We start from the raw sequence: 22639 nt of genomic DNA, 5'->3' as shown, positions 1-22639 counted from the left end.
GCACCTCAGGATGACGGGAATAGATGTGCGGCCTCTCTCAATGAGGTCGCGCACTACCGCGGCACAAACGCGACCGGCACGGAAAAACCCATCGAGCCTTGCGTGATCTCGGACGGAAACGCCGGAAACGGCTGGGCCTGGCGCACCATCGCCAGCGCGCGCGCGTCGAAGGTCGGATTGCCGGAGGAGCCGCCGAGATGGCTCGACAGCACCTGCCCGCCGCGGCCGAGCGTGAACACCAGGCGGACCACCCCGCGCTGGCCGTTGCCGCCTGCGGGATAGGAATGGAAGCGCAACAGATGCGCGCGGACGCGGGCGTTATAGGCCGCGATCGCTGACACGGCCGCGCCGGCGCTGATCGCGGACGCAGCCGGCGCCTGCCGTTCGGCACGGCTCGGCGCGCTGGTGCGCGGTGCCGGCGTTGCCTCGGACGGCTGCTTTGCTTCCCGACGAACCACTTTCGGCTTGACCGGTTCGACCTTCCTCTCCGGAACGACTTTCGCGGGCTCGGGTTGCGGCGGCGTGATCTGCTGCTTCTGTTCCGGCGGCGCGACGACGTCGGGCTTCTCCTGCATCGGCGTCGGCGCGATCTCCTGCGGCACTGGCTGCGCGGCGGCAGGCTCCGGCGGCGACGCGTCGGCCTCCTGCATCGCCGGCCCCGGCGGCAGCTCGGTCTCCGAAATCTCCAGCGCCGAGGTGATCGGCGTCAGATCGACCAGCACCGCCGGCACCGCAACACCGGGCGGCGGCGCCGGGACCCAGCTCATGCCAACCGCGAGCACTGCCGCGTGCGCCGCCAGGATCGCAGCCACCGACAGGCCCCAGCGCCGCAGCCAGATCTCGTCGCCCGCATCATGAAGCGCGTACGCATTCATGGATCAGCTACGCCCGTCGAGGCCAACCAGCGCAATCTTGAGATAGCCGGCGTTGCGCAGCAGGTTCATCACCTCCATCAGATCGCCATAGCTGACCGCCTTGTCGGCGCGCAGGAAGATGCGCTCGTCCTTCCTGCCTTGCGTGGCGCCATCGAGCGTCGACGTCAGCGTCTCGCGCGCGATCACGTCCTCGCCGACCGCGACGGAGAGATCGGACTTCACGGTGACGAACACCGGCTTGTCCGGCCGCGGCTGCGGCTCGGCGGTCGAGGCCGGCAGATCGACGCCGAGATCGACGGTCGCGAGCGGCGCCGCCACCATGAAGATGATGAGCAGCACCAACATCACGTCGATGAACGGGGTGACGTTGATCTCATGCGCCTCGACCAGATCGTCGTCGCCACGACGCCGGCCGCCGAATGCGCCGCCAGTGCCAAGCTTCGCGCCCATCGCCTACTCCGCAGCGCGTGCCAGCCGGAACAGGCCGCGATCGCCCTCGCGGCTGACCAGCAGCGTCACCATGGCGGAGGCGTCGCCGAGCAACGCGCGGTAGGACGCGATCGAACGGGTCAGGTGATTGTAGATCACGACCGCCGGGATCGCGGCGACCAGGCCGAGCGCGGTCGCAAGCAGCGCCTCGGCGATGCCGGGCGCGACCACCGCGAGATTGGTGGTGTGGGCCTCGGAGATGCCGATGAAGGCGTTCATGATGCCCCATACCGTGCCGAACAGGCCGACGAACGGCGCGGTGGCGCCGATCGTCGCCAATACGCCGGTGCCGCGCGCGATCTGCCGCGACATCGCCGCCTCGACCCGCTCCAGCCGCAGCGCGATGCGCTCCTTGAAGCCGTCGTCGAACATCCCGCCGGACAGCGCAGCCTCGCGCGAGGCCGATTGCACGATCTGCGCTACCGCATCGCTGCCGTCGCGGCTCGCCTGCTCGACCTCGGCAAGCTGGGTGTCGCGCTCAAGGAGGCCGATCCGCTGCCGGGCGAGCGCGGTCTTGCGGCGGATCTCGACGGTCTTGGCGAGCCAGATCGTCCAGGTGACGAGCGAGGCGAAGGCGAGCCCAACCATCACCGCCTTCACGACGATGTCGGCGCTTTCGAACATGCCCCAGGGCGAGAGGTTGCGCGGCAGCAGTGCGGCGTCGGATGCGGCAAGGCTACTGCTTGGGAGAGATGCAGTCACGACCGCAATCAACTGGACGACGATTGATAGCTGGCTACTTCTGCCAAACGTGCGAATTAGCATACTCACCTCCAACCGCATCTCACCTCGCCCCGCCTGCGGGGAGAGGTCGGATCGCATCGCAAGATGCGAGCCGGGTGAGGGGGACTCTCCACGAGCACGGTGCCCGGAGGGTCCCCTCGCCCCGACCCTCTCCCCGCAAGCGGGAAGAGGGAGAAGAAATCTTCAGCCCGCGTTCGGTGCGAGGCGGTCCGCCAGCGCATGAAAGCGCACCAGCTGATCGCTACGCAGCGCGCGCGTCTCGTCGCGGCCGACGAACACCTTGAACATGATGCCGCCGTCGCGATTGATGAAGGCGATGAACGCCGACACCTTGCCCATGAAGGGCCGCTCGACGAACGCGATCGCCGCGCAGCGATCGTGCCTCAGATGGCCGTGCAGGCCCTTCGGCTGCATCAGGTTGAAATAGCCGCGACCGACCTCGCCGTTCGGAATGGCGCCGGTGAACTCGAAGATCGCGTCATCGGTATGCACGATCAGCGTCACCTCGCCCCACTCCGCGATGTCCTGCATCGCGGCGGCAAACTCGCCGGGACCGATCCGCACCATGCTCTCGGGGAGCGCCTCGAGCACCGCGCGCGGCGTCACCTTGCGCTCGCGCGCGACGTCCTCGATGACCGTGCCGGGATTGTCGGCCATATAGGCCTTCAATCCCGCAAGCTCCGCGTTCTGCACGGCCGTCTCCGTCATGCCGGGCTCTTCGCGCGCTCGGTGATCAGCACCTCAAAACCCTCGAATTTGGGATGGCCGAGATAGAGGCTGCCGCCGGTCTCGTTGCCGGCGCGCGAATGGGCGCGGCGGAACGCATCGGATTTCGTCCAGTCCTCGAACGCCGCCTTGCTGGCCCAGACGGTATGGGTCGCATAGAGCGTGTGGTCCTCGGCCTCGGGGCCCTTCACCAGATGAAATTCGATGAAGCCCGGCAGATCGCCGAGATAGGATTCGCGCGTCTTCCAGACCGTCTCGAACGCCTGCTCCTTGCCCTTGATCACCTGGAACCGGTTCATTGCGATGAACATGAAAACTCTCTCCTGTTTGACGGCGGATGCCCGGATCCTGCCGGTTGATCTCGTTAATAACATGAACGCGCCAAGGAATACGCCAAGGCCGCGCTGGGGGCACCAGCGCGGCCGGAGCAACCTGGATGGAATGATCGGCGTCTCGCGTTACGCTCCACCTAGGTGAATCCTGAGTCCGGCCTTGTAAACGGTGCCCGGACCGGGGCTCGAGAACAGCACGTCGTTCTGCGTCGTGCCGTCGGTCGAGGAGCCGGGGATCGCATAAGGCCGGTAGTACTGGTTCAAGAGGTTGTCGACCGATGCCGTGAAGGTGATGTCCTTGGTGGCGTTCCAGGTCAGATAGAGGTTGACGAGCTCGTAGCCGGTCGAGGGCAGATAGCCCGCCGGCAGGTCGTTGTTGGCGCCGAACGAGGACCATTGCGCGGCAACGATCAGCGAGCGGTCGAGCAGGCGGACGCCGCCCGTGGTCGTCACCTTGCGCGGCGTGATGGTGGCGAGCCCGACATTGGTCTGGGTGTTCCGGCCGCGCATCAGATGGCCGGCGACGCCGACGAACCAGTCGCCCGCGTCATACATCGTCTCGAGCTCGAAGCCCTCGATGCGGGCGTGGGCGATGTTCTGGTACTGGTAGAACTGGCTGAACCGTCCGAACGGCGTCAGGGTCGGCGCCGAGGCAACGAGGTCGATATAGCCGTCGACGTCGTTGCGGAACACGTTGACCTTGCCGCGGAACGAGTCGTTCGCGGTGAAGATGCCGTCATATTTCAGGTTGATGCCGGCTTCCTTGTTCTTGCCGACCTCCGGCCGCAGCGCTGCATTGGGCAGGAAGCAAAACAGGCCGCTGGTGCCATCAGGGCAGTTGAACAGCGCCGGCCCGCCGCCGGTGGCGTGACCACCCGCGATCAGCGTCTCCGTGATGGACGGCGCGCGATAGCCTTCGGCATAGCTGACATAGGGCGTGAAGCCGGCAACCGGCGTGACGCCGAGCGTGATCTTCGGCGACAGCCGGTCGCCGCTGGTCGTGGTGTTGATCGAATTGAGCTCGTAGTGGTCGTAGCGGACAGCGCTGATTAGCTCGAGCCAGGTCGAATAGTTCTGCTTCAGCTGCACGAAGCCGCCGGACACGGTGCGCTGGCCGCCCGGCGTCGTGATGTTGGAATTGCCGCGCGAATCGAACGTCTCGACATCGTCGCGGAAGGCGTCGAAACCGTAGGTCACGGCGTTGCGCCAGTCGCCGAAATTGAAGCGCGAGGTGTTGTTGACGTCGACACCAACCGTATCCAGCAAATAGCCTCGCTTGTCGCCGACGCAGCCGGAGATGTTGTTGCCGGGATTGGCGAGCGTGCAGACGCCGCCGCCGGTGGTGATGCGGTTGTTGTAGGTCTTGACCTGGTCGTTGTCGGTGCGGTTGCCGTAGACCGAGATGTTCCAGTCGAACAGCATGTCGTCGGGTCTGGAATATCGCCAGCTCAAGGTGCCCGTGTAGTTCTTCGCGTCGGAAGCGTAGACCGAGGAGCCCGCGATTGCCGCCAGCGGCGCCGCCGTCGTGGTCGGGCCGCGGTTCGGCTGACCGATATTGTACTGGTAGTCCTGGAAGATGCCGCCGATCTTGAACTCGTGGCCTTCGGCCGGGCGGAACGTCACCTTCATCAGGCCGGCCGCGATATCGTTGCCGGTGTTACCGATCTCGGTGCCCGCGCCGTCCTTGTAATTGCCCTGGGTGCGATAAACCGCGCCGCCGAACACATCGACATTCGGATCGACGCGTACGCCGCCGAACACCGAGCCCATGCCGCGGTCCTTGTTGGTGCCGTAGGAGCCCGACATGTCGACACCCCAGCGCTCGCCGGGACGCACCACGTCGTCGATGTCCTTGGTGCGGAACGAGACCACGCCGCCAATCGCGCCGGAGCCATAGATGTTCGCGGTCGGGCCGCGCACCACGTCGACGCCGCCGATCAGTTCGGGATCGAGGAAGAACGAGCCGTTGGCGTTGTGGCCGGTGCGCTGATAGTTCTGCCGCGCGCCGTCGACGATAACAGCGACACGGCCGAAATCCTGCAAGCCGCGGATGTTGATGACGGTCGCCGGATCGTCGCCGCGCTCCTGAACCGAGACGCCGGGCACGTTATAGAAAATATCGGAGAGCCGGTTCGGCTGCAGGCCCTGGATCTTCTCCAGCGTGACGGAGCTGACCGGCGCCAGCGCATCGATCGCGCGCTCCTCGGTCTTGGAGGCCACCGCCGTGATGGTGTCGAGCGATTGCACCGGCACCGCGCCGATCTGCGCCCGCGCGTTCATCGCCGCCGGCGCCGCCTGAGCTTCGGCCGCCGGCTTCGGCTTCCGCTTGGCCTGCTTCGGCCGCTCGGTCGAAGGACGCGCAGCCGACGGATCGGCGGTCTGCGCGAAGCCGCGTTCCGGCAGTGCTGCCACAAATGAAAATACCGACGCGCCCAAAATCAGGGCGCGCGAAACCCTAGCCCCGTCAGCCATTCTAGCCCCAGCCTGATCATCGCTTTTCTGGTTTGGCTGGCGTGCGCTCTCTGACGAGCGGCTTGCTGGCTACATCGCGATCAAGCCACCGCTTGCATCGCGTGAGGATTGGTTACGAGCCGGCAACAAAACGGTCAAGAATGCGGCGGCGCTGTTTATATCGATTGTAAAGTGCGGCCGTTGGAATGCGCCTTCGCCCGCTTATACAAGCAAACACCATTTGAAAATTTTTCGCAGGCGCAGCACCACAATATGTCCGCAGCTTCCGGAGACAATATCGACGCAGCCGGAAAGCAGACCGAGCCTGCATCCGGCGCGGCCAAAACGCTGATCATGCGCGGTAATCGTCTCGACAGCCGCGACCTGTTCGCTGCGGAGCGCGAGATCATCATCACGCACGGCGAAGAACATTACCGGTTGCGGCTGACCTCGCAGAACAAGCTGATCCTGACCAAGTGACGGCCCCGATGACAATTTGTCGCACGCTCGCTTTGCTCGCCTTCTCCTGCCTGCTGCCGATCGAAGCCGTGACGGCCGAGGGCATCACCGTGCATGACGCGCGCGACCGCGACGTCGTGATCGACAATCCGTCGCGCATCGTCTCGATCGGCGGCGCGATCACCGAGATCCTCTACGCCCTCGGCTTCGAGGACCGCATCGCCGGCGTCGATGCGACCAGCCTCTACCCGCCGGCTGCGCTGCGCGAGAAGCCCGACGTCGGCTACATGCGTCAGCTGTCGCCGGAGGGCGTGCTTGGCCTGCACCCGTCGCTGGTGCTCGCGGTGCAGGGCTCAGGGCCGAAGGAGACCATGGACGTGCTCGAGGCGGCCAAGGTGCCGCTGGTGCTGGTGCCGGAGACGTTCTCGGAGGCCGGGCTGGTCGAGAAGATCAGACTGGTGGGCCACGCCATGGGCGCCGATCCGCGCGCCGCCTGCCTGACCACGGCGGTGGAGAGCGATCTCGCGCAACTGCGCGCGCTGCGTGCCAGGGTAACGAAGCCGGTGCGCGTGATGTTCGTGATGTCGCTGTTGAACGGCCGGGCGATGGCGGCGGGCCACAAGACCGCGGCGGACGAGATCATCCGGCTTGCCGGCGGCGTCAACGCCATCGATGGTTACGACGGCTACAAGCCGGTCAATGACGAGGCCATCGTGGCGGCGAAACCGGATGTCGTGCTGTCGATCGATCGCGGCAAGGATTCGCTGACGTCGGATGCCGTGTTCGCGCATCCGGCCTTCGCGCTGACGCCGGTCGCGGCCAACAAGGCCTTCATCTCGATGGAAGGCCTTTATCTGCTCGGCTTCGGACCGCGCACCGCGGCCGCGGCACGCGACCTCTCGGTCAAGCTTTATCCGGCGCTGGCGCCGGAGGCCGACTACTTCAAGCCGGCAGCGCTGACCGCGAATTGCCGGCAATGAGCGTGCTGGCCGAACGCCGCCGGCGTGCGAAACGACGGCGCGCCGGCATGTCGCTGCGGCCGGCCGCGACACTCACCCTGCTCTGCCTGCTTGCGGCGCTCGCAGGCACCGCCCTCGTCGCCCTGACGGTCGGGGCTGCCGGCATTCCAATGGCTCGGCTTCCGGCGGCGCTTGGGCTTTGGGCTGATCGTGTCGCCAACCCGCTGCTCGCACGCGACCAGCTCGTGGTGTGGTCGATCCGCATCCCGCGGATCGCGGCGGCGGCGATGGTCGGCGGCCTCCTTGCCGTATCAGGCTCGATCATGCAGGGCCTGTTCCGCAATCCCCTCGCCGACCCCGCGCTGGTCGGCGTCTCCTCCGGCGGCGCGTTTGCCGCGGCGGCCGCGATCGTGTTCACCGACAGCCATCTCGGCGAAAGCCTGCGCTTCCTGCAACACCAGCTGCTGCCGATCGCGGCCTTTGCCGGCTCGCTGATCACGACCGTCGTGCTTTACGGCATCGCCAGCCGCGGCGGCCGGACATCGATTGCGATCTTCCTGCTGGCCGGGCTCGCGATCGCCGCGATCGCCAATGCCGGCATCGGCCTTCTGGTGTTCGTCGCCGACGACCGCCAGCTTCGCGACATCACCTTCTGGCTGCTCGGCTCGCTCAGCGGCGCGACCTGGAGCAAGCTCACGGCGCTGGCGCCGGTGCTGGCGGTCGCGCTGGCCGCCTGCCTCTCGATCGCGCGCGGGCTCGACGTGCTGGTGCTCGGCGAGGCGGAGGCGTTCCACAGCGGCGTCGACGTCGAACGGCTGAAGCGGATCTCGATCGTGCTGGTGTCGGCGATGACCGGGGTCGCGGTCTCGGTCTGCGGCGTGGTCGGCTTCATCGGCATCGTGGTGCCGCATCTGTTGCGGCTGGTGATCGGGCCGGCGCATCGGCTGCTGCTGCCGGCCTCCGCGCTGCTCGGTGCCATCCTCCTGGTCGGCGCCGACACCGTGGCGCGCACCATCGTGGCACCCGCGGAAATGCCGATCGGCATCCTGACGGCAGCGATCGGCGCGCCGTTCTTCCTCGCCATGCTGCTGCGGCAGCGCGGACTGGTGTCGCTGTGACGGCCCTGCTCGAAGCGCAGTCGGTAACCATGACGGTCGGCGGCACTGATCTGGTCGATGCGGTGTCGCTGCAGGTCGATGCCGGCGAGATGGTCGCGATCGTCGGTCCCAACGGCGCCGGCAAATCGACCCTGCTGCGGATGCTGTCGGGCGACCTGCGTCCGTCCCGCGGGGCGATCAGGCTGAGGCAGCGCGACTTGCAAACTTACCGACCGCGCGCGCTGGCGCAGCACCGCGCGATGCTGTCGCAGCATGTCAACGTCACCTTCCCGTTCACCGTCGAGGAAATCGTCAGCATGGGCGCCGGCGAAAGCCCGCGTGCCGTGGCGCGGGCGCTGGTCGAGGCGGCGCTCGACGAGGTCGGGCTCGCGCGTTTCCGTTTCAGGCAATTGCCGACACTGTCCGGCGGCGAGCAGCAGCGGGCGCATTTCGCCCGCGTGCTGGTGCAGCTCGCCTGCGGCGAAGCGCTGCATGGACCGGGACTGTTGCTGCTGGACGAGCCGACCTCGAGCCTCGATCTGCGGCACCAGATCGACCTGGTCGAAACGGCCCGGCGGCGCGCCGCCCGCGGCACCGCGGTGATCGCGATCCTGCACGACCTCAACCTCGCGATGCGGTTCGCCGACCGCATCCTGCTGCTGCACCGCGGCCGGCTTGCCGTCGACGGCGACCGTACGGCGGCGATGAAGGCCGAGACGCTGCGCGAGATCTTCGAGATCGACGCTGCGATCGCCTATACCGGAAACGGCGTGCCGTTCCTGCTGCCGCAGACGATGCAGCCGGCGGGCAAGGCGACGTAACGCCGCAAGCCTTATCCCGCCGCAACATCCGCGGTTCACAAAACTGTCAGCCGGCTGTAACAGGCGGCTCGGAGAACACCGCATCGTTTATCCTTTGGGAGATCAACCATGCGCCTGTCCCTGCTCTGCTCCGTCGCCTCGATCCTGCTCGCCACATCGGCATTCGCGCAGGGTGAGGGCGAATTCCCGGCGACGCTGGCGGGACACGCCGTGATGCCGGCGGAGAGCTTCATCGACGCGCCCGCCGACGCCCCTGATGATCTGAAGACCTCGGGCAAATACACCACCGGCAAGCGCGTCGACGCCATCGGCACCGTGATGGGCAAATCGTACGAGCGGCCGACCGGCGTGTCGCTGCCGTTCAAGGGCCAGCCGCTGCAGGGCCATTCCGGCATCAAGGTGATGCCCGACGGCTCGTTCTGGGTGATCACCGACAACGGCATGGGCTCGCGCTACAACTCGGCGGACTCGATGCTGTACCTGAACCGGCACAAGATCGACTGGGCGAGCGGCAAGATCGAGCGTCAGGAGACCGTGTTCCTGCACGATCCCGACAGGAAGGTGCCGTTCCGCATCGTCCACGAGGACACCGCCAAGCGCTATTTGACCGGTGCCGATTTCGACACCGAGGGCTTCCAGATCATCAACGACATTTTCTGGATCGGCGATGAATTCGGGCCCTACATCCTCAAGGCCGACAAGACCGGCAAGATCCTCGCCGTGTTCGAGACCGTCGCCGACGGCAAGCCGGTGCGCTCGCCGGATCACTGGGCGGTGCAGTCGCCCGGCGCGCCCGGCGCCAGCTACACCAATGTCAACCTGCGCCGCTCCAAGGGCTATGAAGGTTTTGCTTCCTCCATGGACGGCAAGTTCCTTTACGGCCTGCTCGAGGGGCCGCTGTGGGATGCCGACAAGAAGGATTGGGAGAAGGTCGACGGCAAGGAGGCCTCACGCATCCTGGAATTCGACGTCGCAGCGGAGAAGTTCACCGGACGCTACTGGCAGTATGTGTTCGAGCAGAACGGCAATGCGATCGGCGACTTCAACATGATCGATCCGGCCCAGGGCCTCGTGATCGAGCGCGACAACGGCGAAGGCACCGCCGACAAGGCCTGCCCGCAAGGCCAGCGCGGCGAGAACTGTTTTCCTGATCTCGCCAAGTTCAAGCGCGTCTACAAGATCGAGCTGTCGGATGCCAATGTCGGCAAGCCGGTGCGCAAGATCGCCTATATCGACCTGATGAAGATCCGCGATCCCAACAAGAAGGCGCGCAAGCCGCTCAACGACGGCGTCTACACTTTCCCGTTCTTCACCATCGAGAATGTCGACCGGGTCGACGACACCCACATCATCGTCGGCAACGACAACAACCTGCCGTTCTCCTCGAGCCGCGACCCGAACAAGGCCGATGACGACGAGTTCGTGCTGCTCGAGGTCGGCGACTTCCTGAAGGCGAAGTGAGGCGGCGCTCGCCACCCACAGCAGTGTCGTCGCCCGGCTCGACCGGGCGACCCAGTATTCCAGAGGCGCCCGAGCTCAACGGACAAGCCGCAGCGTACTGGATGCCCCGCTCAAGGCGGGGCATGACAGCGAATATGCGGATAGCGTGATGCTCATCCCGGCACGACGGCCATTCCGTCATCCCCGCGCAAAGGCTACGCCTTTGTCGCTGGAGGCGCGAGCCTTGCGGCGCAATTGCGCCGCTGGGCGAGCCTCGAAGGATGCACGGCCCCCGATGCAGCCGCATGGAGACAGCCGGGCCGCCGCCCTTCGAGACAGCCGCTTTGCGGCCTCCTCAGGGTGACGGCGATACAGCTCAGCGCGCGGCTTCCGTGATCGTCACTCCTTCTTCGTCCGGTAATCTCCGAACGTCGTGTCGCGCTGGTCGAGCTGCGCCTTCACGCTGCCGCCGTCGCGGCGGAAGCCCGCCATGTAGGCCTTGCTGGCCTCGGTCGTGAAGGCCAGTGCCTGGATCTCGGTGCCGGCGCGCATCGCGGCGCGGGCGCCCATGATTTCCATCGCGCGGTGGACGCTACGCTTGTTGAGCTGCTGCAGCTCGATCGGCACCTTGGCCGCGCGCTCGGCGAAATCCAGCGTCTTCGTCTCCAGCTCGGCGAGCGGAAACGACCGGGTCGCATAGCCCCATTCGGCGGCCTCGCGGCCGGACATCGCGTCGCCCGTCAGCATCAATTCCATGGCACGGCGCATGCCGACCAGCCACGGGTGATACTGCATGTCGGGCGGGCTCATCAGCCGCACCGGCGGATAGCCGATCTGGGCGTCGTCGGCGACATAGACCACGTCGCAAGCGGTCGCGAGCTCGGTGCCGCCGGCGAGGCAATAGCCGTGCACCTGCGCGATCACGGGCTTTGCGAGATCCCAGATCGAGAACCAGCCCTCGACGACATGGCGCGACCATTGGCCGGGCCCGGATGCCGAGTGATAGGGCTGGTCGACGCGATTGTCGGCGGAGAGATCGTAGCCCGCCGAGAAGCAGGGTCCGGCGCCGCGCAGGATCGAGATCGAAATTTCGGGATCGCGGTCGGCCTGCTCCAGCACCTCGAAGATCTCGCCGCGCAGGCGAATGTTCAGCGCGTTGCGCTTCTCGGGGCGGTTCAGCGTGATGCGGCGGACGCGCGGACGCGGATCATCGACGACGATGTGCTGGTAGCTCATGGATCCTCCCGATCTCAGGCTTTGTCGCCTTTGGCAAAGTGATGCCCGAGATCGGGAAGGTTGTCATCGGCAGATGACGCAGGTCCTCATAGCGTTTCAAGCGAAGTGGGTTCCGGTTCGCGTGAAGAAAACGCGTCAAGCAACAACGCTAGAGCCCCGGCACGGGCTCTAGCCCGCCGGCACCATCACGACGCCCTTGTCCTTGGGCCAGCGCATCCGCCAGGCGAAATTGATGTCACGGACTTCGCCGGCCTTGGCCTCGAACGCCCATTCCAGCACGCCGCGCCTGTCGCGCAGATTGGTCGTCGTCGCCGGCGTCGACGACGGCAGCATCTCGACCACGATATCGTCGTTCTCGCTGACCGGGAGCTGATCCTGGACCGCGACCTTGATCGGGAAGTCGTGGCCGTTGCGCACCGTGGTCTTGAAGGCGCGCTCGTCGGTCTTCGACGTGGTCACGATCAGGCCAGCGGAGCCCTCGTTGCGCTTCACCACCGTGCGTTCGATCTTGACCTTGTCGTCGGCGCCGAAGCCGAGCCGCACGGTCTCGTCCTTGGCGGCCGTGGCCATCCGGCTGCGGCCGACAAAGATACCGTCGCGGTAGATCGAGATTTGCCCCGGCAGCAACGGCGCGTCGTCGGCCTGCACGAAGCTCGCTTCCAGGAACGCGGTCGGGTCGATCACCGGAACGGCGCGAACCGCGAGATCAGGGGTTATCGTCGCCGTCGAGATGCGCAGGCTCTTGGCGCCCTCATTGGCGGCAACGCTGACGCGGCCGGGAATCTTGAAGGTGGCCTGGAAGGCGCCGACCTCGGCGGTGGCTTCCAGTTCGTCCAGGCGTCCCCCACCAAAGCGGAATTGCTGAACCGCGTCGGCGGCCGGCGCGGGTGCCAGCGCCTCGCGCGCCCGCATGCTGGCCTCTCCCGAAAGCTTCGCCAGCGGTCGCGGCGGCTGCGGATAATGCACGATCAGCGAGCGGAGGTCGGGCGCATTGCCGCCGCGCGCGACCCGCACGGTGGAGACGACGAGCGCCACGTTCGACCAGTCCTCGCCGGTCGACTGGGTGATCTCGGCGCGGCGCACCAGTTCGATCGCGGACTTGCGGTCTTTGGCGCCGGTGTCGAGCCGGGCGTCATAGAGCGGCGTCCAGCGCGCGTTGGGAACCGCATAGGTGACCCGCAAGGTCGCCTTGGTCGCCGCTTGCGAGGCGACATCGATCCGCACCTCGACCTTGCTCGGCGGCTTGCTGGTGCGATCGGCTGCGAGCTGCGCAAGATCGCGGTCGATCACGCGGATCTTGCGCTCGGCGTCACGGATCGCGCTGTCGGCGGTTGCGACCTCGTCGGCCACCGCCGAGAACGCCGCGCGCCACTCGCTGAGCGGACGCGCCTCGCCCTTTTCGCCGAGGCCCGCGGGTGACGCCTCGGCAAACCGCTCGGCAAATTTGCGCCGCGCCTCGGCCGCGCTGATCAGTCCCTGCAAATCGGCGCGCTGATCGTTCAGCGCCTCGATGCGCTTGTCGATCTCGGAGAGATTTTGCGGCAGCAGCGGCCCCGGCAGCTTGGTGTCGATCGCGCCTATCGTGAGCTTCGCTCCGCCCTCGCCTTCGACCCGCAGCGAGGACGGATCGAGCCCGATCGGGAAATCCCTGGCGATGAGGGTGTTGTCGCCGGCAGGCAGATCCAGCGTGATGACGCGGGTGACGCTCGCGCCATCGGGATAGACGGTCACGGCATCGACCTGCGAGGCCGCATCGAGATTGGCCGCTTGCAGCGGCCCGGCAACCAGCGCACCCGCCAGCACCAGGCTGGTGGTCACAAGATAATTCGCAATCCTACACATGACATCCCTCCGAAAAAAACGCCGCATCGCGCGCGAGACGAACGGTGCGCCGGGCTCGACTGCGCGCCGTTTCTCGTGGTGAGACGCAGCGAGGAAGGGACTGGTTCGATTGAGGTTTCCCTGCGGCGCGACGATGGCGCCACCGCGGCTGCCGCATGGCGCGGCGATGTCTTTCGGGCGTTAGCGATCTGCCTTGCGCCGGATGAACAGATAATTCGGCACGAAGCCGGCCAAGGTGATCGCGATCATGATCCACCAGCCGCGCTGGAACGCCGCGATCCGCTCGGTCATCGAGACCGGCGTTGCAAGGATCGCCACAAAGATCGCGACGCCGATCGCCAGTGCCGCCTGCCGGATCATGTTGATGACGCCGGAGCCGGTGGCAAACGACGACGGCGGCAGCGCGCCGGCGCCGACGCCCATCAGGGTCGGAAAGGTCAGCCCGACGCCGATACCGATCAGCATCACGCCCGCGACGACGGCTGGCGCATTGGGGTCGGCCCCGAGCAGCGTCGCCCAGATCGCGAGGCCGGCCGCGAACAGCAGGATTCCGGCGGAGACGACGGCCGCGGCGCCAAACCGCGCAATCAGCCGGCCGGCAAACAGCAGCGAGGTGATCGGCACCATCAGCGGGCCGGGAGCGATTGCAAGGCCGGTCTTCAACGCCGACCAGCCCCATACCGTCTGTTCCCACAAGGCGCAGGACAGCAGCATGGCGCCGAAGGCCGCCGAATAAGGCGCCATCACCAACGACGCCCCGGTGAACGGCCTGACCGCGAACAGTGCAGGATCGACGAAGGGATTCCTCGATCTGAGGCAATGCCGTGCGAAGGCGGCGAGCGAGACGGTCGCGACGGCGAAGCCGAGCACGACGCCGCGCGAACTCCATCCCCAATCGTTCGCCTTCACGATCGCAAATGTCAGCGCACCGATACCGGAGGTCACCAACAGCGCCGCCCATGAACTCGGGCGCGGCACGTCGTGACCGGGCACTTCGGGCAATTTCAGCCAGCCGATGATCAGCGCGACGACGCCGATCGGGACATTGACGATGAAGATCCAGCGCCAGTCGAAGGTGACCAGCACGCCTCCCGCGAGCGGGCCCAGTGCGGCGGCAAGGCCGCCGATCGCCGTCCAGGTGCGCACCGCCCCGGCGCGTTGCTCGGGCGGAAACGACGCCAGCAGCAGGCCGATCGAGGTTGGCGTCATCAATGCCGCACCGGCGGCTTGCGCCACGCGCGAGACGACCAGGAACTCGACACTGGACGAAAGAGCACATGCTGCTGACGCGGCCGTGAACAGCGCGACGCCGAGCAGGAAGCTGAGATTGCGGCTGTGGCGTTCGGCGAGCCGTCCGAAGAACACCAGCAACGCCGCGTAGGCAATGGCGTAGGCATTGAGGATCCAGGACAGATCCTCGAGCGAGGCGCCGCGAAATTCCTGCGCGATGTTCGGCAGCCCGACATTGACGATGAACAAATCGAGATTGGCGAGGCAAATTCCGACCGATACGATCGCAAGCACCTGGCGCGGGGTTGCGGTGGCGACGCCGGACCGCGGCCGCGCATCAGGTTTGACGACCAGATCGATGGTCTCCGCCTCTACCTCCGACATCACACCCTCCGAAATACGTGCATATGCATCTATTGCCATTAGGTGCATATGCATGTATCTGTCAAGTCCTCGGAGGCAGCGATGGCGAAAACGGAACCCAGCCGGTGTAATCTCACGGCGTTGCGCAAGGCGACGCGGCGGGTGTCGCAGCTCTACGATCAGGTCCTTGCGACATCCGGCCTGCGCGGCACGCAACGGGCGATTCTGGTCTATGTCAGGCGGTCGGGCGCGCCGACGATGGGCGAGCTTGCCGCAGCCCTGGTGCTCGACCGCACCGCGCTGAACCACAACCTCAAGCCGCTCGAGCGCGACGGTCTGTTGACCATCACCGTCGACAAGAGCGACCGGCGCAGCCGGCTGGTGCGGCTCACCAAGCGCGGCGAAGCCAGGCTCGAGGAATCACAGGCCGCATGGCTCAAGGCGCAGGAGCGCTTCGAGACCGCCTTCGGCGCAAGGCAGGCCGCCGATCTCCGGCAGACGCTCGAACTGATTGCCTCGCTCGAGTTTGACGAGCGCGCGCTTACCTCACCGGCGAGCTAGCCGGCTCCAAATGAAAAGCGGCCCGGCGTTGCCGCCGGGCCGCTCGTTCGCACACGATCAGTGTCGATCGCGCTTAGCTGTAGATCTCGAACAGGCCGGCGCCGCCCTGGCCGCCGCCGATGCACATGGTCACGACGCCCCACTTAGCCTTGCGGCGACGGCCTTCCTGCAGCAGGTGGCCGGTGAGCCGGGCGCCGGTCATGCCGAAGGGATGGCCGATCGCGATCGAACCGCCATTGACGTTATACTTCTCGGGATCGATGCCGAGCTGGTCGCGCGAATAGAGGCACTGGCTGGCGAACGCCTCGTTGAGCTCCCAGAGATCGATGTCGTCCACCTTCAGGCCGTGGCGCTTGAGCAGCTTCGGCACCGCAAACACCGGACCGATGCCCATCTCGTCGGGCTCGCAGCCGGCCGAGGCCCAGGCCACGAAGCGGCCGAGCGGATTGAGGCCGCGCTTCTCGGCGTCCTTGGCCTCCATCAGCACCACGGCGGCGGCGCCATCGGAGAGCTGGCTGGCATTGCCGGCGGTGATGAACTTGCCCGGGCCCTTGACCGGCTCGAGCTTGGCGAGGCCCTCCAGCGTGGTCTCGGGGCGGTTGCACTCGTCGCGATCGACCACGTAGTCGACGATCGACTCGGCCTTGGTCGCCTTGTCGACCACCTTCATCTTCGTCTTCATTGGGACGATTTCGTCCTTGAACTTGTTGGCCTGCTGCGCGGCGGCCATGCGGCGCTGCGACTCCAGCGAATACTCGTCCTGGTATTCGCGGCTGAGCTTGTAGCGCTCGGCCACGATGTCGGCGGTATCGATCATCGCCATGAAGATGTCGGGCGCGGTCTTGAGCAGCTCGGGATCGATCGATTCCTTCGGCGAGCCGCCGCCGGGAATCGAGATGCTCTCGACGCCGCCGGCGACGATGCAATCGGAGCCGTCGGAACGGATCGAGTTGGCGGCCATCGCGATGGTCTGCAGGCCCGACGAGCAGAAGCGGTTCACGGAGACGCCCGCGGTCGACTTCGGCAGGCCGGCGAGCAGCGCCGCCTGGCGGCCGATGTTCGGCGCGCCATGCGCGCAATTGCCGAGATAGCAATCCTCGACATATTCCTTGTCGACGCCGGCGCGGTCGACCGCGTGCTTGATGGCGTGCGCGGCGAGCGACATCGGCGGGGTGATGTTGAATCCGCCACGGCCGGACTTTGCCAGGCCGGTGCGCGCGTAGGAAACGATTACGGCTTCACGCATTGTTTTCTCCCTCTGAGATGACGGTCATTGTGGCGCGTCGTGGCCCGTTCGTACACATTTTTCGGCGGGCGCAACAGCAATACCGGACGCCCCGGAACGACAAACGCCGCCTCCGGGACCGGAGACGGCGTCATGTTCCGCAGATCGGAATATGGACTGCTTGAGCGGTATCTTCCTTCCGTCATGCCGGGCGTTCCGGGCGATGACGAGGACCGCTCAAACAGCGTTTGAAACGCCAGCGCCTTTAAAACGTCAGCGGCTCAGAACGTCAGTGCCTTGGCCTGCTTCACCTGCGGCAGTGTCTGTACCTTGGCGAGCAGCTCCGCCGGCACCGCGCCGTCGACCTCGACCAGCGCAATGGCATCGCCGCCTTGCTTGACGCGGCCGAGATGGAAGGTCGCGATATTGATTTTCGCATCACCCAAGAGGCTCGCGAACGCGCCGATGAAGCCCGGCTTGTCCTCGTTGGTCACGTAGATCATCGACTTGCCGAACTCGGCGTCGACGCGGATGCCCTTGATGTCGACGAGACGCGGCTTGCCGTCGGCGTAGACGGTGCCGGACACCGAACGCTCCTGACGCTCGGTGGTGACTGTGACCGTGATCAGGCTTTCATAGTCGCTCTGCGCGGCGCGGACGACCTCGTCCACCACCATGCCGCGCTCCTTGGCGACGACCGGCGCCGAGACCACGTTGACCTCGCCCAGCATCGGCCGCAGCAGGCCCGACAGCACCGCCGAGGTGATCGCCTTGATCTTCATCTCGGCGACGTGGCCCTCATAGGTGATCTCAGTCTTGAGGATGCCGCTCTCGGTGAGCTGGCCGGCGAACGAGCCGAGCTTCTCGGCAAGCTCGATGAACGGCTTCAGCTTCGGCGCCTCTTCCGCGGTGATCGAGGGGAAGTTGACCGCGTTGGAAATCGCGCCCGACAACAGATAGTCCGACATCTGCTCGGCGACCTGCAGCGCGACATTTTCCTGCGCTTCGGTGGTGGAGGCGCCGAGATGCGGGGTGCAGATCACGTTGGGATGGCCGAACAGCACGTTCGAGGTCGCCGGCTCCTCGACGAACACGTCGAAGGCGGCGCCCGCGACATGCTTGGAATTCAGCGCGTCGACCAGCGCCTGCTCGTCGACCAGGCCGCCACGCGCGCAGTTGATGATGCGAACGCCCTTCTTCATCTTGGCGATCGCGGCCGCATCGATCACGTTGCGGGTCTTCTCGGTCAGCGGCGTGTGCAGCGTGATGAAATCGGCGCGCTTCAAGAGATCGTCGAGCTCGACCTTCTCGACGCCGATGTCCTTGGCGCGCTCCGGCGACAGGAACGGATCGAACGCGATCACCTTCATGCGCAGGCCGAGCGCGCGGTCGGCGACGATCGTGCCGATATTGCCGCAGCCGATCACGCCGAGGGTCTTGGCGGTGATCTCGACGCCCATGAAGCGGTTCTTCTCCCACTTGCCGGCCTGGGTCGAGGCGTCGGCCTGCGGGATCTCGCGCGCCAGCGCCAGCATCAGGGTGATGGCGTGCTCGGCGGTCGTGATCGAATTGCCGAACGGCGTATTCATCACGATGATGCCCTTGGCGGTCGCGGCCGGAATCTCGACATTGTCGACGCCGATGCCGGCGCGGCCGATCACCTTGAGCCTGGTCGCCTTCTCGATGAGCTTGGCGGTCGCCTTGGTGGCCGAGCGGATCGCGAGACCGTCGTAATTGCCGATGATCTCGGCGAGCTTTTCCTTGTCCTTGCCGAGGTTGGGCTGGAAGTCGACCTCGACGCCGCGATCCTTGAAGATCTGGACGGCGGCGGGAGACAGCGCGTCGGAAATCAGAACTTTGGGTTTTGTCATCTCGATTGTTCCTTTGCCCTGCCGCGGGCGGGTCTCCTGGACCGATCTGGTGAAGTCTCTGATCACTTCTCCCTCTCCCCGCTCTTGCGGGGAGAGGGTTGGGGTGAGGGCAGCCACGAGCGAGGAACAAGCCGAAAGGGCCCCTCACCCGGATCGTTCAGGCGCGCAATTGCGCTGCCGAGCGATCCGACCTCTCCCCGTAAGAACGGGAAGAGGTGACAAGAGAAAAACTTATGCCGCCTTGGGCAACGCTGCTTTGGTCTCGGCAAACGCCCAGTCGATCCACTGCGTCAGCAGCTCGACATCCTTGGCTTCGACGGTGGCGCCGCACCAGATCCGCAGACCCGCCGGCGCATCGCGGTAATACGCGAAGTCGAAGCCGGCGTTCTCCTTCTCCACCAGCGCGACCAGCTTCTTGCAGAAGTCGGCCTGTGCGTCTGATGGAAGCGAGGTGATCGCGGGATCGGTGAACTTCAGGCACACCGAGGTGTTGGAGCGGATCGCGGGATCCTTGGCCAGGAAGTCGATCCACGGCGTCTTCGCCTTCCAGTCGGCGAGCGCCTTGGTGTTGGCATCGGCGCGGGCGATCAGCGCCTTCAGGCCGCCGATCGACTTCGCCCAGTTCAACGCATCGAGATAGTCCTCGACGCAGAGCATCGACGGCGTGTTGATGGTCTCGCCTTCGAAGATCCCCTGGTTGAGCTTGCCGCCCTTGGTGAGGCGGAAGATCTTCGGCAGCGGCCAGGCCGGCTTGTAGGTCTCGAGCCGTTCCACCGCGCGCGGCGACAGGATCAGCATCCCGTGCGCAGCTTCACCGCCGAGCGCCTTCTGCCAGGAGAAGGTGACGACATCGAGCTTGGCGAAATCGAGCGGCTGCGCGAAGGCGGCCGAGGTCGCGTCGCAAATCGTCAGGCCTTCGCGATCCGCGCTGATCCAGTCAGCGTTCGGAACGCGCACACCCGAGGTGGTGCCGTTCCATGTGAAGACGATATCCGACTTCGGATCGACCTTGGAGAGATCGGGGATTTCACCATAAGCCGCGTTGAGCTTGGTGACGTCCTTCAGCTTCAATTCCTTGACGATATCGCTGACCCAGCCCTCGCCGAAGGATTCCCAGGCGAGCGTGGTGACGGGCCGCGCGCCGAGCAGCGACCACAGCGCCATCTCGACCGCGCCGGTGTCCGACGCCGGCACGATGCCGATCTTGTAATCGGCGGGCACCTCAAGCACCTCGCGCGTCAGTTCGATCGCGAGCTTGAGCTTGGCCTTGCCGACTTTCGCGCGATGCGAGCGGCCGAGGGCAGCGTCCTTGAGATTGTTGGGGTTCCAGCCGGGGCGCTTGGCACAGGGGCCGGAGGAAAAATGCGGCACTTCAGGCCGCGAAGCGGGCTTCGCTGCAGTCATAATCTACCCTTCCAGATAGCTGCCTCTCGGTGGGGAGAGGTTTCCCGCGGTCGGGGATAGTGGAAAGGTACCCAAACGTCAAGAAAGTTCAGACTCGTCTGGAACAATCCGGGCATCACGGCTGATTGATGGGGCGTCCTCGACCTGCTGGATCGTCTCCTGATCGAGCAAATCTGCCGCCAGAGTCATGATCTTAACTGCCCTGCGCCGGCTCGATACTTTCAGAATGCGCTTCTCGCCGGCCTGCACGATGTATTCGTTGCCGACCCGCACGATCGAATAATCCGACATTGCAATCCCCAGTTGCCCGCCGCCCCGTGGGAGACGTCCGACATACCGGACTCGTTCCGACCCGTAAAATCACGGAAACCGGCTTAGTTTATTGGCTGTTAACCGGATCGCAGACTATCCGCTGCTGCAGGTATTGCCCGGTAGGTGGCACAACTTCTTGCACGCGTTTCAAAAGCGAATCGTCATCCCGACATGGCTGCGCGCGAACCCGAGCCGTTCATAGAAGCGCTGCGCATCGACCCGCGTCTGATGCGTCAGCAACTCGACGAGCATGCAGCCCCTCGCGCGCGCTTCCGTGACCGCCCACTGCACGAGCTTCTCGCCGATGCCGCGGCTGCGGCAATGCCTTGCGACGCGAACATCCTCGAGCAGGCCGCGCGAGCCGCCCTGCGAGCTGATGCCCGGCAGAACCGCGAGTTGCAGACAGCCGACGACGACGCCCTCTCCGTCGACGGCGACGACGAGCTGCAAATTGGGATCGCGCTCGACCCGCGCGAAGGCCTCGTAATAGCTTTGCGGCAGCGGATCCTCGATCCGCTCGCGCGCACTGCCGAGCGGATCGTCCGCAAGCATGCCGACGATGGCGGCGACGTCTTCGCGGCGAGCGCGGCGGATCGTGATGGATGAAGCTTCAGTCATGGCGGCATTCACCTGAGGTCAGCGGACCGGCGGCAGCGCGAGCACGCGCTCGGCATCGGCGATCCAGCGACGGATCACGGGATAGCGCGCGAGCTCGAGGCCGCCATCCTCCGCGACGCGCGTATAGGCGAGCAGCGAGACGTCGGCGAGCGAGAACGCGTCTCCGACCAAAAATTGCGTCCCCGCAAGATGTCGCTCCAGATGATCGAGCGCGACATAGCCGCGCTTGACGAGGTTCGGATCGATCTCCGAGATGGCCTTGCCGAGATACACGGCCTGAAAGCGGCAGACGGCCACATAAGGCTCGTGGCTGTTCTGCTCCCAGAACATCCAGGCATCCATCTGCGCCGCGCGATAGGGATCGCTCGGGATCAGGTCGCTGCCGCGCGCGAGATAGCGGATGATGGCGTTGGATTGTGCCAGCGTGCGGCCGTCATCCAGCTCCATCGTCGGCACTTGGCCCCAGCCGTTTCGCTTGAGGAATTCCGCGGTCCGGCTGCCGCCCTTCATGGTGTCGATCTCGACCCATGTGTACGGCAGCGCCAGCCTGTCGCACACCCATTTCACCTTCAGGCAGTTGCCTGAATTGGCGTCGCCGTAGATTTTCATGTGATCGTGCTCCGCACCGTGTGGCGACAGAGCAGCAGTCGCTCCCCGGTCTGTCAACCGTCGCCGGCTACGGCAGCGGCGATCAGAACTTGTAGCCGGCGCCGACCCGGAAGCTGTTCATGTCGACGGCGATATTCTTGACCGCCGCGAAGCGCACATATTCCCACTCGCCGCGGAGAAACAACCCGCCGACCACGCAATATTCAAGCCCGAGGCCCGCGGTCCAGCCGACCGCATAGTTGTTCACCCGCTGCTCCGTCTGGGCGGCGCTGCCTGAGCCCAGGTAGTCGTTATGCTGAATTGTAACGGTGTTGTTGCCGACCGTCTGGGTCTCGGCCCAGGCATCGTACTTGTCAAACGACACCGTCGCCGAACGCGACACGGACATGCGTCCCACCGCAACACCGCCGAACATGTATGGCAGGAAGTTGCCTGCCGCCCATCCGGCGCGTCCACGGAAGGTCGTGACGTCCTTGACCTGCAAGGCGGCGCTCCCCGACAACGTGGTGTTGTAGGTGTAGGTGTGCCCGCTCGGAGGAGTCTCGCCCTTGGGATTCACGATCTGCCGCGTCATCGAGTCGCCCGCCGAACTTTCGAGGCCGTTCAGGTAATTGTAGTTGGCCTCGACGCCGAGCACGACGTCGTCCCATTGCCAGTTGCGGCCGACGAACGCGCCGAACCCGTTGCTCTGCGCATGGTTCTTCGGCAGCAGGGCCCAACCCGAAACCGGGTCGGCCAGAACGCTCTCGCGCAGCATGAAGGAGGTCATCGCGCTTGGCGCGTGGCTGAAATCGATGTCGCCGGAGGAATAGCCGATCTGGCCGCCGACGTACCATCCTTCCCAGTTCCCGCTCCTGCTCGGTGCATCGACATAGGAGCCGCGCAGGATCGGAAAGTCCGGCAGGTCGGCAGCCTGCGCGCCGGTCACCGTTCCAATCATCATCGCCGCCAGCACCAACCTACGCATTGCAACGC

General features: G+C 65.7%; 22 protein-coding genes. 6 read left to right on the top strand and 16 right to left on the bottom strand.

Annotated features, from left to right (window positions below; genetic code table 11):
- Positions 1–53: 53 nt before the first annotated feature.
- The 6 genes from ACVIYL_RS15760 to ACVIYL_RS15735 form a co-directional block, all read right to left on the bottom strand.
- The gene (locus ACVIYL_RS15760) at positions 54–875 is read right to left on the bottom strand and encodes an energy transducer TonB family protein (RefSeq protein WP_253606894.1); all 822 of its coding nucleotides are present in this window, start codon (positions 873–875) and stop codon (positions 54–56) included.
- 3 nt (positions 876–878) lie between these two features.
- Positions 879–1325 carry a TonB system transport protein ExbD gene (gene exbD, locus ACVIYL_RS15755; RefSeq protein ID WP_076829938.1) on the bottom strand — a complete coding sequence of 149 codons (447 nt, stop codon included), beginning with the start codon at positions 1323–1325 and terminating at the stop codon, positions 879–881.
- A gap of 3 nt (positions 1326–1328) precedes the next feature.
- The gene (exbB, locus tag ACVIYL_RS15750; RefSeq protein ID WP_456779084.1) at positions 1329–2129 is read right to left on the bottom strand and encodes a tonB-system energizer ExbB; all 801 of its coding nucleotides are present in this window, start codon (positions 2127–2129) and stop codon (positions 1329–1331) included.
- A gap of 162 nt (positions 2130–2291) precedes the next feature.
- Positions 2292–2816 (bottom strand): heme utilization cystosolic carrier protein HutX, encoded by a 525-nt coding sequence (gene hutX / locus ACVIYL_RS15745; protein WP_253606893.1) that lies wholly within the window; start codon positions 2814–2816, stop codon positions 2292–2294.
- Positions 2813–3145, bottom strand: coding sequence for an antibiotic biosynthesis monooxygenase family protein (locus ACVIYL_RS15740; protein ID WP_021080657.1), 333 nt, complete (start codon positions 3143–3145; stop codon positions 2813–2815). The genes hutX and ACVIYL_RS15740 overlap by 4 nt, the downstream gene beginning before the upstream one ends.
- A gap of 147 nt (positions 3146–3292) precedes the next feature.
- A complete protein-coding gene (locus ACVIYL_RS15735) occupies positions 3293–5638 on the bottom strand; it encodes a TonB-dependent hemoglobin/transferrin/lactoferrin family receptor (protein ID WP_456779083.1) in 2346 nt (781 codons plus the stop codon).
- Positions 5639–5890: 252 nt separating this feature from the next.
- Here ACVIYL_RS15735 and ACVIYL_RS15730 point away from each other — a divergent pair, with 252 nt between their 5' ends.
- The 5 genes from ACVIYL_RS15730 (at position 5891) to ACVIYL_RS15710 (ending at position 10414) form a co-directional block, all read left to right on the top strand.
- Complete coding sequence (locus ACVIYL_RS15730; RefSeq protein WP_456781835.1) at positions 5891–6097, top strand: hemin uptake protein HemP; 207 nt, start codon at positions 5891–5893, stop codon at positions 6095–6097.
- Positions 6098–6105: 8 nt separating this feature from the next.
- Entirely contained in the window at positions 6106–7056 is a 951-nt protein-coding gene (locus ACVIYL_RS15725) for a heme/hemin ABC transporter substrate-binding protein (protein WP_456779082.1), read from the top strand.
- Positions 7053–8153, top strand: a complete 1101-nt coding sequence (locus ACVIYL_RS15720; RefSeq protein ID WP_456779081.1) for a FecCD family ABC transporter permease — start codon at positions 7053–7055, stop codon at positions 8151–8153. Before ACVIYL_RS15725 ends, ACVIYL_RS15720 begins: the two co-directional genes overlap by 4 nt.
- Entirely contained in the window at positions 8150–8953 is an 804-nt protein-coding gene (locus ACVIYL_RS15715) for a heme ABC transporter ATP-binding protein (RefSeq protein WP_456779080.1), read from the top strand. The genes ACVIYL_RS15720 and ACVIYL_RS15715 overlap by 4 nt, the downstream gene beginning before the upstream one ends.
- A 108-nt stretch (positions 8954–9061) precedes the next feature.
- Positions 9062–10414, top strand: coding sequence for an esterase-like activity of phytase family protein (locus tag ACVIYL_RS15710; RefSeq protein WP_456779079.1), 1353 nt, complete (start codon positions 9062–9064; stop codon positions 10412–10414).
- A gap of 378 nt (positions 10415–10792) precedes the next feature.
- Here ACVIYL_RS15710 and ACVIYL_RS15705 read toward each other — a convergent pair whose 3' ends face one another.
- The 3 genes from ACVIYL_RS15705 to ACVIYL_RS15695 form a co-directional block, all read right to left on the bottom strand.
- Entirely contained in the window at positions 10793–11629 is an 837-nt protein-coding gene (locus tag ACVIYL_RS15705) for an enoyl-CoA hydratase-related protein (protein ID WP_456779078.1), read from the bottom strand.
- 168 nt (positions 11630–11797) lie between these two features.
- Positions 11798–13471 (bottom strand): mucoidy inhibitor MuiA family protein, encoded by a 1674-nt coding sequence (locus ACVIYL_RS15700; protein ID WP_456779077.1) that lies wholly within the window; start codon positions 13469–13471, stop codon positions 11798–11800.
- A 180-nt stretch (positions 13472–13651) separates the two neighbouring features.
- Positions 13652–15085, bottom strand: coding sequence for an MFS transporter (locus ACVIYL_RS15695; protein WP_456779076.1), 1434 nt, complete (start codon positions 15083–15085; stop codon positions 13652–13654).
- A gap of 81 nt (positions 15086–15166) precedes the next feature.
- Between ACVIYL_RS15695 and ACVIYL_RS15690 the strand changes: the two genes are divergently transcribed.
- Positions 15167–15625 (top strand): MarR family winged helix-turn-helix transcriptional regulator, encoded by a 459-nt coding sequence (locus ACVIYL_RS15690; protein ID WP_076830085.1) that lies wholly within the window; start codon positions 15167–15169, stop codon positions 15623–15625.
- A 73-nt stretch (positions 15626–15698) separates the two neighbouring features.
- On the opposite strand, the gene ACVIYL_RS15685 is transcribed toward ACVIYL_RS15690, so the two are convergent.
- From ACVIYL_RS15685 to ACVIYL_RS15655, 7 genes are all read right to left on the bottom strand, one after another.
- Positions 15699–16871: a thiolase family protein gene (locus ACVIYL_RS15685; RefSeq protein ID WP_057017940.1), complete on the bottom strand. Its 1173-nt coding sequence runs from the start codon at positions 16869–16871 to the stop codon at positions 15699–15701.
- Between the two features lie 260 nt (positions 16872–17131).
- Positions 17132–18721, bottom strand: a complete 1590-nt coding sequence (serA, locus tag ACVIYL_RS15680) for a phosphoglycerate dehydrogenase (RefSeq protein WP_028333510.1) — start codon at positions 18719–18721, stop codon at positions 17132–17134.
- Positions 18722–18952: 231 nt separating this feature from the next.
- Complete coding sequence (locus ACVIYL_RS15675; RefSeq protein ID WP_057017938.1) at positions 18953–20125, bottom strand: phosphoserine transaminase; 1173 nt, start codon at positions 20123–20125, stop codon at positions 18953–18955.
- A 78-nt stretch (positions 20126–20203) separates the two neighbouring features.
- Entirely contained in the window at positions 20204–20416 is a 213-nt protein-coding gene (locus ACVIYL_RS15670) for a hypothetical protein (protein ID WP_050382779.1), read from the bottom strand.
- 168 nt (positions 20417–20584) lie between these two features.
- Positions 20585–21055, bottom strand: a complete 471-nt coding sequence (locus tag ACVIYL_RS15665; RefSeq protein WP_456779075.1) for an N-acetyltransferase family protein — start codon at positions 21053–21055, stop codon at positions 20585–20587.
- Positions 21056–21073: 18 nt separating this feature from the next.
- Positions 21074–21664, bottom strand: a complete 591-nt coding sequence (locus ACVIYL_RS15660; RefSeq protein ID WP_076829905.1) for a glutathione S-transferase family protein — start codon at positions 21662–21664, stop codon at positions 21074–21076.
- Positions 21665–21746: 82 nt separating this feature from the next.
- Entirely contained in the window at positions 21747–22631 is an 885-nt protein-coding gene (locus ACVIYL_RS15655) for an outer membrane protein (RefSeq protein WP_229190707.1), read from the bottom strand.
- Between the last annotated feature and the right edge of the window lie 8 nt (positions 22632–22639).

This window comes from Bradyrhizobium sp. USDA 3315 (genome assembly GCF_054056795.1).
This window is presented reverse-complemented; position numbering and strand designations above follow the sequence as displayed.